The sequence below is a fragment of the Pedobacter glucosidilyticus DSM 23534 genome (genome assembly GCF_000425145.1).
GTDB classification, from domain to species: domain Bacteria; phylum Bacteroidota; class Bacteroidia; order Sphingobacteriales; family Sphingobacteriaceae; genus Pseudopedobacter; species Pseudopedobacter glucosidilyticus.
This window is the reverse complement of record NZ_AULF01000011.1, coordinates 19,876-33,601: the sequence shown is the minus strand read 5'-3', so window position 1 is coordinate 33,601 and position 13,726 is coordinate 19,876. Positions and strand designations below refer to the sequence as shown.

The 13,726-nt window shown below is 33.0% G+C and carries 11 protein-coding genes and 1 tRNA gene; 8 read left to right on the top strand and 4 right to left on the bottom strand.

What is annotated here, in order from left to right; translation table 11 throughout:
* Positions 1–3: 3 nt before the first annotated feature.
* Together H510_RS18245 and H510_RS0104245 are read left to right on the top strand one after the other, a co-directional pair.
* Positions 4–1,590, top strand: a complete 1,587-nt coding sequence (locus tag H510_RS18245; protein WP_036691874.1) for a S41 family peptidase — start codon at positions 4–6, stop codon at positions 1,588–1,590.
* Between the two features lie 94 nt (positions 1,591–1,684).
* Complete coding sequence (locus H510_RS0104245; protein WP_026903170.1) at positions 1,685–1,951, top strand: hypothetical protein; 267 nt, start codon at positions 1,685–1,687, stop codon at positions 1,949–1,951.
* A gap of 249 nt (positions 1,952–2,200) precedes the next feature.
* Here the strand turns inward: H510_RS0104245 and H510_RS0104240 are convergent.
* Together H510_RS0104240 and H510_RS0104235 are read right to left on the bottom strand one after the other, a co-directional pair.
* Positions 2,201–2,274: transfer RNA gene (locus tag H510_RS0104240), tRNA-Arg, on the bottom strand.
* A 188-nt stretch (positions 2,275–2,462) separates the two neighbouring features.
* Entirely contained in the window at positions 2,463–2,921 is a 459-nt protein-coding gene (locus H510_RS0104235) for a hypothetical protein (RefSeq protein WP_162143052.1), read from the bottom strand.
* 188 nt (positions 2,922–3,109) lie between these two features.
* On the opposite strand from H510_RS0104235, the gene asnS reads away from it, so the two are divergent.
* Positions 3,110–4,558 (top strand): asparagine--tRNA ligase, encoded by a 1,449-nt coding sequence (gene asnS / locus H510_RS0104230; RefSeq protein WP_026903168.1) that lies wholly within the window; start codon positions 3,110–3,112, stop codon positions 4,556–4,558.
* Positions 4,559–4,676: 118 nt separating this feature from the next.
* Here the strand turns inward: asnS and H510_RS0104225 are convergent, their stop codons facing one another.
* The gene (locus H510_RS0104225) at positions 4,677–4,901 is read right to left on the bottom strand and encodes a hypothetical protein (protein ID WP_026903167.1); all 225 of its coding nucleotides are present in this window, start codon (positions 4,899–4,901) and stop codon (positions 4,677–4,679) included.
* Positions 4,902–5,103: 202 nt separating this feature from the next.
* Between H510_RS0104225 and H510_RS0104220 the strand changes: the two genes are divergently transcribed.
* The 3 genes from H510_RS0104220 to nhaA (H510_RS18240) all read left to right on the top strand — a co-directional run bounded on the left by H510_RS0104220 (position 5,104) and on the right by nhaA (H510_RS18240) (position 8,350).
* Positions 5,104–5,724, top strand: a complete 621-nt coding sequence (locus tag H510_RS0104220; RefSeq protein WP_026903166.1) for an L-threonylcarbamoyladenylate synthase — start codon at positions 5,104–5,106, stop codon at positions 5,722–5,724.
* A 29-nt stretch (positions 5,725–5,753) separates the two neighbouring features.
* Positions 5,754–6,932, top strand: a complete 1,179-nt coding sequence (nhaA, locus tag H510_RS0104215; protein WP_026903165.1) for a Na+/H+ antiporter NhaA — start codon at positions 5,754–5,756, stop codon at positions 6,930–6,932.
* Positions 6,933–7,108: 176 nt separating this feature from the next.
* Complete coding sequence (gene nhaA / locus H510_RS18240; RefSeq protein ID WP_081659184.1) at positions 7,109–8,350, top strand: Na+/H+ antiporter NhaA; 1,242 nt, start codon at positions 7,109–7,111, stop codon at positions 8,348–8,350.
* A gap of 149 nt (positions 8,351–8,499) precedes the next feature.
* On the opposite strand, the gene H510_RS0104205 is transcribed toward nhaA (H510_RS18240), so the two are convergent.
* Complete coding sequence (locus H510_RS0104205; protein WP_026903164.1) at positions 8,500–9,516, bottom strand: LacI family DNA-binding transcriptional regulator; 1,017 nt, start codon at positions 9,514–9,516, stop codon at positions 8,500–8,502.
* 268 nt (positions 9,517–9,784) lie between these two features.
* Between H510_RS0104205 and H510_RS0104200 the strand changes: the two genes are divergently transcribed.
* Positions 9,785–12,031, top strand: a complete 2,247-nt coding sequence (locus tag H510_RS0104200; protein WP_245584787.1) for an FAD-dependent oxidoreductase — start codon at positions 9,785–9,787, stop codon at positions 12,029–12,031.
* Positions 12,032–12,060: 29 nt separating this feature from the next.
* Positions 12,061–13,725 carry a sodium:solute symporter family protein gene (locus H510_RS0104195; protein WP_026903162.1) on the top strand — a complete coding sequence of 555 codons (1,665 nt, stop codon included), beginning with the start codon at positions 12,061–12,063 and terminating at the stop codon, positions 13,723–13,725.
* The last annotated feature ends 1 nt before the right edge of the window (position 13,726 follow it).

The window sequence follows — 13,726 nt, the reverse complement described above, 5'->3', positions numbered from 1 at the left end:
GGTATGTTTAAAAGAGTTTATGCAATAGCATTTTTGATAGTAATAAGTTTTGCTTCTTGCAAAAAAGATAAAGCTACATCTGGTAATGATACACCTACACCAACTACAAATAGGGCCGAGCTTACTAAAGACTCTATATTTTTATACGCCAAGCAAGTTTATTTATGGAATGATGCTATTCCTGAATATAGTGTAGTCAAACCAAGGGATTTTAAGTCATCAAGCAATCAGTTGGATAATTTTAATACCTTACTTTTTAGATTAACACAATACAAAATTAACCCCACTACAGGTAGGGCTTATGAGTTTTATGACTTTAACGATGATGGAAGGGCAGACGAGCCAAAGTTTTCCTACATAGAAGATTTAGTTGCCAGTGGGCAAATTGCTATCGCAAATCCTAAAAAATCATCAGTTGACTTAAATGGTGAGGGTAATGATACTGGTTTAAACTTTTCTTATAGAGGTTCAGAAACAAATTATAACATAATTATAAGCTATGTATCTCCAGGTTCTCCGGCAAAACTTGAAGGTTTAAATAGAGGAGATACAGTTTTAATTTTAAATGGTGTAAGATATGGTAGTAATTTTTATGGCGAAATAAATAATATTATTGATTTATTAGATGCAAATACAATAACTGTATCTGGAAAAAAAAGAGGTACTGGAGTAAGTTTTAATTTTACTTTAAATAAAACAAAATATAATAGTACACCTATTTTAAAGGATACTATATTTACAGAAACTGGAGGAAAAAAAATAGGATATTTTGCTTATGCTCGTTTTTCATCTCAAACAAATTCTATTCCTGCTTTAAATGCTGTGTTTGATAAGTTTAATACTGCTGGTGTTACAGACCTGATTGTCGATTTGCGTTATAATGGTGGCGGATTCGTGTCGACAGCAGAGCATCTAGTAAACTTAATCGTACCAGCCCAACATAACGGTAAAAGGATGTTTACTGAGTTTTTCAACGCTACAATGAGAGACAAAAAAGCCATTATCCTTAAAAATCAGCCTAGAAGAAATCAAGATGGAAGCATTGCTAATGGTAACTATTTTGATAATGCTGATTATAGTATTGCCAATAATACAACGAATATTACTAAGAATGGGGGTTTAACCGATGTAAATAGAGTAGTGTTTATAACGGGACCAGGTACTGCATCATCTAGCGAATTGGTTATTAATTCTTTAAAACCCTATTTAGGGGATAATTTAAAAATTGTAGGTGAGCAATCTTATGGTAAACCAGTTGGCTTTTTCCCTATCAGGATAGATAAATATGATGTTTATTTCTCTATGTTTGAAACTCAGAATTCATTAGGACAGGGGGCTTATTATGATGGTTTTGTGCCAGATAGAGTTGTTTCTGATGATGTAAGAAGAGATTTTGGTGATAAAGCAGAGCTTAATACAGCACAAGCTATCAATTTTATTAAAAACGGAAGTTTTAGCTCTTCAAATGTAGCTAGTACAAAAGGTGCATCTGTAAGTAATAGCTCTTTAAATAGCATGAAATCTTTAGATACTAAAGACGTTTTCTCAAGAGAATTTAAAGGAATGATTGATTATCCCGGTAGGAGATAACTAACATTTTCAAATATATTTTTTACAAAGATTAGAACACATAGTTGCTATATTGAGCGTTATAAGATTAATAATAAACTCTAAAAATTAAATTATGGTAACCGGACTAATTGCGAAAGAAGATATCTTAAATTACAAAATTGTTCATGCAGTAGATCATCATAATGAAGAATTACAAGAAAAGCTTGTGAATGCTGTGCGGTTAGGAAATACTTTTAAATCTAAAGTTACCATTACTTTTATGACTGCTGATGGTCCTAAAAAAGTAGAAACAACTGTTTGGAATGCTACAAAAGAGTATATAGAATTAAAAGGAGGCATTTTGATAGCTACCAAAAGCTTGTTAGATATTACTTATTAAAGACTTAAGAATACTGAAGCATGTAAAATATTATATATAAAGTAATGTTTATTTATAATTTTATTTGAAGACGATTCCACCATGTAAAATTTTATGTTCCACCATGTTTACCACCACAATAAAAATTTAAAACGGAATAAAACGGAATGTGACGAAAAAAAGAAAGCCATACTGCTTTTGACAATATGGCTTTAAAGGATTAAAAACGCTTTTCTGCTCATTAAACGCAGATTTGGTTTTTTATTGTTGTGGTCGCATTTGGATTCGAACCAAAGACCTACTGCTTAGAAGGCAGTTGCTCTATCCAGCTGAGCTATGCAACCATCATTCAAAACAATAGTTAAGAATTGCTGCAAATATAGGCTTACAAATCATATTCTGCAATATTTCTTAAAAAAATCTTGAAAAATATCGCAAAACTTTCATCCTTAATTATTTATGAAATCTAAATGCAAAAGACCGATGATGGTACTTTATCAGCATATCATCGGTCTTATCAGTTTTCTTGAACTTATTCGGCTTTTCTTTTTTCTTTAATCATTTCACCCATCTTTGCTCGTCTTTCTTTCATAGCTGTCTTTTGTTCTTCCGTAAAAGTTGCTTCTAATTTTTCTCTCATCGCTTTAGCTTGCTCTTTTTGTTTAGCAACCATCTCTTTTTGTGCTGGCGTGTAACTTGCTTCTAAGGCTTTTCTTTTAGCCATCATATCTAGCTCTTGATTGGCCATAATTGCTTTTTGCTCTTCCGTAAAAGTTGCTCTTAAAGCTTCTCTATCTGCCTTTTGTTGTTCCATATTGGCTTTGGCTAATGCTTTTTGTTCTTCTGTCATATTGGCTACAAGCTCTTTACCAGGGCCACCACCTTGTGGACCTTTTCTTTTTGCAACTTCTTGTGCTTTAGAACTCAGGGTTACAACTAGTAATAGCATACCAGCCATAGAAACTTTTTGAATTAATTTTTTCATCATCATGGGGTTTAAAATTTTTATATAGGTAAGAGTATAAATCATAACAATGGTTTAATATCACCATCTACTCAATAGCGTTTTTAACAAAAATTAACACCTGTAGGCTTTAACTTTCTTAATAGTTCTATTTGTTGTTTTAATTAACAGAAAGGTTTGTATTTTTGGCCTTTATCAAAAACATCCGATTGAATATGATTAAGAGAGAAAAAGTTAAAAATTTGCTAGCAGCTACCACATTTGGCGAAGAGGTAATAGTAATGGGTTGGGTAAAAACGTTTAGAAATAACCAATTTATTGCTTTAAATGATGGCTCTTGTATGGCCAATTTGCAGGTAGTAGTTGATTTTGAACGAACTCCGGATGAAATATTAAAGAAAATTACTACAGGTGCAGCTTTAAAAATTACGGGTAAATTAATTGAGTCTTTAGGTAAAGGCCAAACGGTAGAAGTCAAGGCAAGCTCAGTAGAAATTTTAGGAGAAAGTGATGCAGAGAAATTCCCGCTGCAGCCTAAAAAACACAGCTTAGAGTTTTTAAGAGAAATTGCGCACTTACGTTTTCGTACCAACACCTTTAATGCGGTATTTAAAATCAGGCACCATTTAGCTTTTGCCATACATCAATTTTTTCATGATAGAGGATTTGTTTATTTACATACGCCAATCATCACGGCTTCTGATGCAGAAGGTGCCGGTGAAATGTTTAGAGTAACCACTTTAGATTTTGATAAAACCCCACGTACAGAAACTGGTGAAGTAAACTTTAAAGAAGATTTCTTCGGTCGCTCAGCTAATTTAACCGTTTCTGGTCAGTTAGAAGGCGAGCTTGGTGCGATGGCTTTAGGGGAGATTTATACATTTGGGCCAACTTTTAGAGCAGAAAACTCTAATACCACCAGACACTTAGCAGAGTTTTGGATGATAGAGCCTGAAGTAGCTTTCGCTGATATTGAAGACAATATGAACCTGGCAGAAGACTTGCTCAAATATGTCATCAAACACGCATTAAATAACTGTAAAGATGAATTAGAATTTCTGAAAAACCGTTTGTTAGAAGAAGAAAAAAATAAACCACAAGCAGAGCGAAGTGAGTTTAACCTGTTAGAAAAGTTAAACTTTTGCTTAAACAACAATTTTGAGCGCCTAACTTATACAGAAGCTATAGAGATTTTAAAACGCTCTAAGCCAAACCAAAAAAAGCAATTTAATTATATTATTGATGAGTGGGGTGCTGATTTACAAAGTGAACACGAAAGGTATTTGGTAGAAAAGCATTTCAAAAAGCCAGTAATATTAACTAACTATCCGGCAGATATCAAATCATTTTACATGAGACAAAATGATGAGGAAATTAATGGTAAAAAAACCGTTGCTGCTATGGATATTTTATTCCCAGGGATAGGGGAGATTGTAGGAGGTTCGCAAAGAGAAGAAAGATTAGATAAATTAACCCAACGTATGCAAGAACTGGGTATCCCGCAAGATGAATTATATTGGTACTTAGATACGCGTCGTTTTGGTAGTGCACCACACGCTGGTTTTGGTCTAGGTTTCGAAAGGTTAGTTCTTTTTGTAACCGGTATGACTAATATACGGGATGTAATTCCATTTCCTCGTTTTCCAAAAAATGTAGAATTTTAATTTTAATAAAGAAGGCCGGATGAAAATCTGGCCTTCTTCGTTTCATGTTAAGTAATCATTTTTAAGGATGATATGATTACTTGATATATGATATGATATGATAGAGTGAATAGCTTTATTAACTTACTTTAACTAAAGTAGTAGCATTTCTTTTCCTAAATTGTTCTAACTCGGTTGCTAAAATTTGCTTTAGCTCCATGTCAAACCTTTTGGTATTAAAATTTATCATATTATCTTGATGGTTTTGACGGAATTTTTTAACATCTTCTCTTAAAATAGAGAACAATTCCTGGTCAAACTTTCTTATTATATCTTTAGCTGCTTCAGTTATCATAGTTTTCATAATTTTAATTTTAGATTTGTTAACACAAATACGAATACTATGCCATTCTAACTCTTAAAAGAGTATTTTAGCTAAATATTTAAGGCTACTAAATAAAAAAATAGCTTTTTACACCTTTAAATGCAGCTTTTATGCGTTTATAGGCATAAAAATTGTATAGCATACTATACAATCAGTTTTGTTTTAAATAAGGAAGAATACCATGCTGTTACGTATTTACGAGGAAAATCCAAACGAAAAAGCAATTGAACAAGTAGTACAAGTGTTAAAAAAAGGTGGAATTATCATTTACCCAACAGATACTGTTTACGGATTAGGTTGCGATATTACCAACAGCAAAGCCATAGAAAAAATTGCTCGTTTAAGAGGGATAAAACCCGAAAAAGCCAATTTTTCTTTCATCTGTTACGATTTAAGCCATATATCAGATTATATTAAACCCATAGACAATACCACTTTTAGAGTTTTAAAAAAGGCTTTACCAGGGCCATTTACCTTTATTTTTAATGCAAGTAATAAAGTTCCAAAGCTTTTATCTAGTCAGAAAAAAACAGTAGGTATCCGTGTTCCTGATAATCTTATAGCCCGCTGTATTGTAAAAGAGCTGGGTAATCCTATAGTCTCTACATCTATTCATGATGATGATGATATTATTGAATACTCAACAGATCCGGAATTGATTTACGAAAAATATAAAGATCAGGTTGATTTGGTTATAGATGGTGGCTATGGCGATAATATAGCTTCTACAGTTGTGAGCTGTTTTGATGGCGAGTTTGACATCATCCGTGAAGGAAAAGGAGATTTAGCCGAATTTCTGTAGCCCTTAATTTTCATCAAAAATTACTTAATATGCCGAAACTTATTAATTTAAAAATCTTTAAAAATTTTTTCGAATCTCAATCTGCCGGAGGAATACTCTTGATGGTATGCGTAATCATATCTCTGATTTTGGCTAATACAGCTGTAGGTCCTGCATTAGAAGCTTTGTTAAATACACAAATAGGTTATCATTCTGAAAATATTCATTTACAATATCCTGTATTGTTATGGATTAATGATGGCTTAATGGCGGTGTTTTTTCTTTTAGTGGGCTTAGAAATTAAAAGAGAGCTGGTAGAAGGAGAGTTATCATCTATTAAACAAGCAAGCTTACCTATTTTTGCTGCCATAGGTGGAATGTTAGCGCCAGCTTTAATTTATACACTCATCAATTCATCTGCGCCAACATTACACGGTTGGGGTATCCCTATGGCTACAGATATAGCTTTTGCCATAGCTGTAATTTCTTTACTAGGAAATAAGGTGCCCTTATCACTAAAGATATTTTTAACTGCTTTAGCTATTGTAGATGACTTGGGAGCAATACTTGTTATTGCGTTTTTTTATACTGAAGAATTACATTTAAGCTATTTGCCCTATATTTTAGGAGTTTTAGCCATATTGTTTTTACTTAATTACTTCAATGTACAAAAGATCTGGATGTACATCATTCCAGGGGCATTTTTATGGTACTTTGTTCATGGTTTTGGCGTTCATGCAACAATTGCAGGTGTTTTAACAGCATTTTTTCTACCTACTACAGAAGATGATAAAGAATCTCCTTTAGAGAAGTTAGAACATGTATTGGTCAAGCCAGTAAATTTTTTAATTATGCCCATATTTGCATTAGCCAATACAAATATCAAGTTCGAATCTACCATGTTAGATGGCCTTACAAGTCCATTAAGCTTAGGTATAATTATAGGATTGTTAATTGGTAAACCGTTAGGCATTATGCTGATGTCTTTTATAGCAGTAAAAATGAAAATAAGCAGTTTACCCTTAGGTGCTAGATGGCAACAAATTTTGGGATTAAGTTTATTGGCAGGTATTGGTTTTACCATGTCTATTTTTATAGCATTATTATCATTTTCTGAGCATGATTACCAGATACAAGCTAAGTTTTCTATCCTCATAGCTTCTGTTTTAGCCGGTATATTGGGTTTTTTTGTGTTAAACTCTATAGCAAAACAGCAGCAAGAAGTTTAAAAATTGAAATTTTACAAGTATAATTTTGAAAAAGCTAGAATTTCTAGCTTTTTTTGTTTTATTTTTTTGTTATTTTAATAAAAATTATTGTATTAATGGGTTTGTTGAGTATTTTTTATGAAATTTTTGTTTATTTGTAATGAAAAAATCAATATAAACATTAAAATTATAGAGAAATGAGAAAATTAAGCCAAAATATCTATAAAAAATTCATAGAAGCTGAGTCTAAAGGTGGGATTATACTTATTTTATGTATGGTTCTTTCTATTTTAGTAGCTAACACCTTATTAGGTGATTATTTAATTAACTTATTAAATTTTGAATTTGGTTTTGAAGGTTTTGGATTAGATTTAAAATATAGCACCTTAAGTTGGATAAATGATGGTCTGATGGCTGTTTTTTTTCTATATGTAGGGCTAGAAATAAAGAGGGAAATAGTAGATGGAGAGTTAAAATCTGTTAAACAAGCTTTTTTACCTATTATAGCGGCATTAGGTGGTATGTTAATGCCAGCAACGTTATATTTTTTGTTTAATTATGGTGCAAAAACAGAAGGAGGATGGGGAATTCCAATGGCTACAGACATTGCTTTTGCTATTGGAATATTAGCTGTTTTAGGGAACAGAGTTCCAAACTCCTTGAAGATATTTTTAACAGCTTTAGCTATTGTAGATGATTTAGGAGCCATCGTAGTAATTGCTTTATTTTATACTTCAGATATTCATTTTAACTACTTATTATTAGCTTTAGGTGTTTTTGCTTTCCAAATGTCTTTAAATTATTTTGGTGTTAGAAAAGTAGTATTTTATATCATACCAGGTTTAGCTTTATGGTACTTTATACATCATAGCGGTATACACGCTACTATCGCAGGTGTACTAACAGCTATTGCCATTCCTGCAACAAGCGAGAAAAGAAAATATTCTCCAATGGAAAAATTAGAACATGCTTTAAGCAAACCAGTAGGTTATGTGATTATTCCTTTGTTCGCATTTGTGAATACCAATATTAGGTTTGAATCAGCAATGTTAGATGGGGTATTTAGTCCTTTAGGTTTAGGTATCATAGCTGGTTTATTTATCGGAAAACCTCTTGGTATTACTCTAGCTTCTTGGATTGCAGTAAAACTTAAAGTAGCTAAAAAACCAAGATTAGCGAGCTGGAAACAGGTTATAGGTGTTGGGATGTTGGGCGGAATAGGTTTTACCATGTCTATTTTTGTATCGCTCTTATCATTTTCATCACCTTTATTTCAGCTAGAAGCTAAATTCTGTATTTTGATAGCATCATTAATATCAGCAGGCGCTGGATATGTTTATCTTAATATACTAAGTAAGAAATCAGCTAAAAATGAAAAAGTTGAAGTTCTTCAGGTATCAGAAACTCAACTTATAACGGATAATTTAAAAGTAGCTTAAACAGTTGTTTGCATAATTTATAGAAACCTTTGGTTTATTCGAGATTTACAAACAATCTCCATAATCCAAGGGTTTTTATCATTTAATATGATCCTCAATATAAGAGATTAATCATCTATATCATGTTTATGTTTCCTGTTGTAAGAAAATTATTGAGTAGAATTTCTAATAACCAGTTGAGTATCAAGCATCTTAGTGATAGCTTTCCAGTCTTTAACATCTCTATTAATTTGGTCTATCAAAAGTTCTGTAGCAACTTTCCCTATTTCCTCTACAGGTTGCGCAACTGTTGTTAAAGGAGGGTCTATAAAGGCCGAATAATTATCATTACTAAAGCCAGCTACGGCGATATCTGTTGGTATTCTTATTTTTTTAGATTTAAGTATCTGAATAACTTCTATAGCGGTAGGATCATTAATAGCAAAAATAGCATCTGGTTTATTAGGTAAATTAATTAAGTGGTTGACATAAATTTTAACTTTATCTAGATTTAAATCATAAGGGATAATCAATTCCTCATCAATGTCTATTTGATGCTTTTTTAAAGCGGCTAGATAACCTTCTTTCCTTTTTCTACTGATGATGAGATTGTCTGGACCAGCTAGATGCGCTATCCGTCTTTTTCCTATTTCTATTAGATGTTCGGTTAATTTAAATGCACCCTCAAAATCATCAACAATAACTTTAGGAACTATCATCTCATCGCAAACACGATTAAAAAATACAATGGGAATTCCTTTTTTTTCAAATCTTTTAAGATGATCAAAATTTCGAGTTTCTTTTGTCATAGATACCAATACACCATCAACCCGGCTACTTAGCATAATATTAACATTGCTAATTTCTTGGTCATAATTCTCATTAGATTGGCAAATAATAACATTATAGCCAGCTCTATAAGCAGCTTCTTGACTGCCTATAATCACTCTGGAGAAATAAGAGTTCACCAATTCTGGTACTATAATGCCAATAGTATTGGTTTTATTAGTAACCAAACTAATGGATAGCATATTCCTTTGATAATCCATTTCCTGCGCAAGTTCTAACACTGCCTTTTTAGTTTCAGGATTAATATTGGGATGATTTGTAAGAGCTCTAGATACCGTAGATTTAGAGATATTTAAAGCCTTAGCAATATCTATAATGGTTACCTGACGACTTTTCATTTTGAATATAGTTATAATTGGTTAGCTAAATTTAGTTTAAAAACTTAATTGTTCTCTTTTAATTGGGACAGAAATAGTAGAGAATAAAAATTTTCAATTGGGAATGTTCCCGTAATTGGGAATGTTCCCAAATTTCAGCTTCTTTCTAAACATGATTTTTTATAGGTGATATAAAATAGATTTGAACAAATAAGCTTAAGGTTATTAAACCAAAACCTAAATAGATTCAAATTATATGATTAAGGGAGATTCTGAGATAAAACGGAGTTTGTTAAAAAAAACAATCCAAGCTGATTTATTAGTTGTTGGAGGTGGACTGTCAGGAGTTTGTGCTGCTATTACAGCTGCTAGGGTAGGTGTTAAAGTAGTTTTAGTACAAGATCGTCCGGTTCTGGGAGGTAATTCTAGTAGCGAGGTTAGGTTATGGATTTTAGGTGCAACTTCACACTTAGGTAATAACAATCGTTGGTCTAGAGAAGGTGGTGTTATAGATGAAATATTAGTAGAGAACACATATAAGAATAAAGAAGGAAATCCTTTAATATTTGATACCATCTTACTTGATAAAGTTGTTTCTGAACCTAATATTCAATTGTTTTTGAATACAGTAGTTTACGATTTAGATAAATCTTCTCCTCAAGAAATATCATCAGTAAAAGCATTTTGTAGCCAAAACTCTACCGAGTATGAGTTTAAAGCTAATTATTATTGTGATGCATCTGGAGACGGAATTATAGGTTTCCTTTCTGGTGCGGCTTTTAGAATGGGCGCAGAAAGTATGGAAGAGTTTGGGGAGAAATTTGCGCCTGCAAAAGAATATGGTGAGCTTCTTGGTCATAGTATTTATTTCTACAGCAAAGATGTGGGTAAGCCAGTAAAGTTTAGTCCGCCCGAATTTGCTTTAACTGATATTACCAAAATTCCACGTTTTAGAAATTTTAGCTCTAAAGATTATGGCTGTAGGCTATGGTGGTTAGAATACGGAGGCAGGCTAGATACCGTTCATGATACTGAAGAAATTAAATGGGAATTATGGAAGGTTGTTTATGGTGTATGGAATTATATCAAAAATTCAGGCAATTTTCCTGATGCAGAAAACTTAACTTTAGAATGGGTTGGTGCCATCCCTGGTAAGAGAGAAAGCAGAAGATTTGAAGGTGATTATATCATCAAACAACAAGATGTTGTTGAGCAAAGAACACATTTTGATGCTGTTGCTTATGGCGGTTGGTCTATTGATTTACACCCAGCAGATGGCGTTTTTAGTGAAAAGCCAGGTTGTAATCAATGGCATGCTAAAGGTGTTTATCAAATTCCATTTAGGAGTTTATACAGTAAAAATATTAGTAACTTGTTTTTAGCAGGAAGAATTATTAGCGCAACCCATGTGGCTTTTGCTTCTACTAGGGTAATGGCAACTGGCGCACATATTGGCCAGGCAATTGGTATGGCTGCTAAAATTGCTTTAAAACATAAAGTATCACCAAAAGAAATCTTAGAGAAAAATCATCTTGAAGAATTGCAGCAAGAGCTTTTAAAAACAGGTCATCATATTCCTGGTGTTCTACATCAAGCTCAAGATGATTTGGTTCAATCTTCTCAAATTGCTGTATCAAGTACGCTAAGTTTAGATAGTCTATCTGCAGATATATTAAAGAGTATGGATTGGTCTATGGCGCAAATGGTACCTCTAAAGGTTGGTCGTATTCCAAGTATGTACCTCCAAGTATATGCCATGGCTGATACTCATTTGGAAGTAGAATTAAGATTAAGTACTAAACTAGGAAATTTTACCCCTGATGATATCTTACAAAGCAAAACCATCGCTGTTAAAGCTGGCCAACAAGAAGTCTTGATAGATTTTGATGAAACAATAACTCAAGAGCAATACGCTTTTATTGTTTTTAAAAAGAATCCAGAGCTTAAAATTTATTTTTCAGAAAAGAGAATAACCGGAGTCTTATCTGTTTTCAACGCGGTTAACAAGGCAGTATCCAATTTTGGAAAACAAACACCTTCAGAAGATATTGGTGTAGATGAATTTGAATTTTGGTGTCCGCAGAGAAGACCAGAAGGCCATAACTTAGCTTTAAGATTTGACCCTTCAATAACAGCTTTTGATAAAGAAAATATAAAAACAGGTATTTATAGGCCGTCTGTACAGCCTAACGCTTGGGTAGCATCTTTAACGGATGAAAAACCATCCATAACCATAACTTGGGAAAAGCCTGAGGCTATCAAACAAATAGATTTATTTTTTGATACCGATTTTGACCATCCGATGGAAAGCGTATTGATGGGGCATCCAGAAGATGTTATGCCATTTTGTGTAAGAAATTATATCATCAAAGATGATAAAGGTTTAGTAGTTTTTGAGAAAAAAGATAATTATCAAACTGTAAATACCATTCGTTTTGAAGAAGTTTTGCAAACATCTTCATTACATATAATTTTACAACACCCATCTCCACAGGTGCCTGCATCTTTGTTTGGAGTAAGATGTTATAAAGCATAATTAAACTTAAATTATAAACATATACATTAATGGCGCAACTAGATTTTGTGGTAATGGCAGTTTTTGCCTTACTCATTTTTGCTATAGGCTTAACGTTTACTAGAGTAGGAAGTAAAAGCGGACAGGCATTTTTTGAAGCAGGAGGTGAGACACCATGGTGGATTAACGGCTTATCACTTTTTATCAGTTATTTCTCTGCTGGAACTTTTGTAGTTTGGGGTTCTATAGCTTACAGTAGCGGTTTAGTTGCTAATGTGATACAACTTACCATGGCCATAAGTGGCTTAATTGTAACCATTTTTATTGCCGGAAAATGGAAGAAAACAGGTGTTGCTACTGCTGCTGAGTATATGGGGAAAAGGTTTGGATCTAAAGAAAAGCAGTTTTACACTTACTTAACTTTACTTTTAAGCTTATTTACTACAGCTGCAGTTTTATATCCGGTGGGTAAAATGGTATATGTAGCTACACCTTTTACATTAAACGAATGTATCATTGGTATAGGTTTAATTATTGTTTTATATACCGCAGCTGGTGGTTTATGGGCTGTTTTGGTAACAGATGTAGTGCAATTTGTAATACTATCAGCAGCTGTTATTATTGTTATTCCTATTGCTTTAGACAATATCGGTGGTATATCAAACCTGATAGAGAAAGCTCCAACAGGATTTTTTGAGCCTTTTAATCAGGAATATACTTTTGAGTTTATGCTGGCTTTTATTGCTTATCAAACCTTTTATATAGGAGGCAATTGGTCTTATGTACAGCGTTACACAAGTGTTTCTGATGTTAAGAATGCTAAAAAGGTATCAGGTATTTTTACCATTTTATACTTGTTTAGCCCGCTTATTTGGATGCTGCCACCGATGATTTATAGAATCATCAATCCATCTTTAACAGGTTTAGAAACAGAAGGTGCTTACATGATGTTGATACAAACCGTTATGCCAGCAGGTTTAATAGGTTTGGTTTTAGCTGGGATGATTTCTGCAACATCTAGTAAAGCAAATACCACTATTAATATGGCCGCTACAGTATTTGCACAAGATATTTATAAAAATTTAATAAGACCCGCAGCTGGTGATAAAGAAGTTATTTTTATAGCCCGATTTTTTACCTTATTATTTGGCATTCTTACCATTTTAGTAGCCATTTGGATACCAAGCGCAGGCGGTATTGTAGAAGTAGTTTTAAGTACAGCTTCTATAGCAGGTGGAGCTCTTTTTGCACCTATCATTTGGAGTTTATTCTCTAAAAGATCTACAGGCTTGGCTGTTGTAACGGCAACCTTATTGGCCTTAAGTATTAACTTTTTCTTTAAAGTGATAAGCCCTTCTTTACTAGACTTAAAGCTCAATAGAGCATGGGAAACTGCTTTAGGTATGGGTATTCCAACCTTTGTAATGCTGGTATTTGAATTTTACTATAAATCTAAAAATCTGGTTTCCGGAAAATATTTAGCTATGCAGCAAGAGGTTAATGTATCAGTTGCTGTATCTCAAGAAACTCATGATGAAGCTGTTAGTCAGAATTTATTTGGTGTAAGGGTAATAGGTTTGTCTATGGCTTTTGTAGGGATAGGTATCAGTATTTTGGGCTATTTAGCAAATAATTATGCCACTATAGTATCAACTGTTGGCGCTGTAATTTTTGTTGCCGCTTTATGGATTATTTACGTTTCAAGAAAAAAATAAC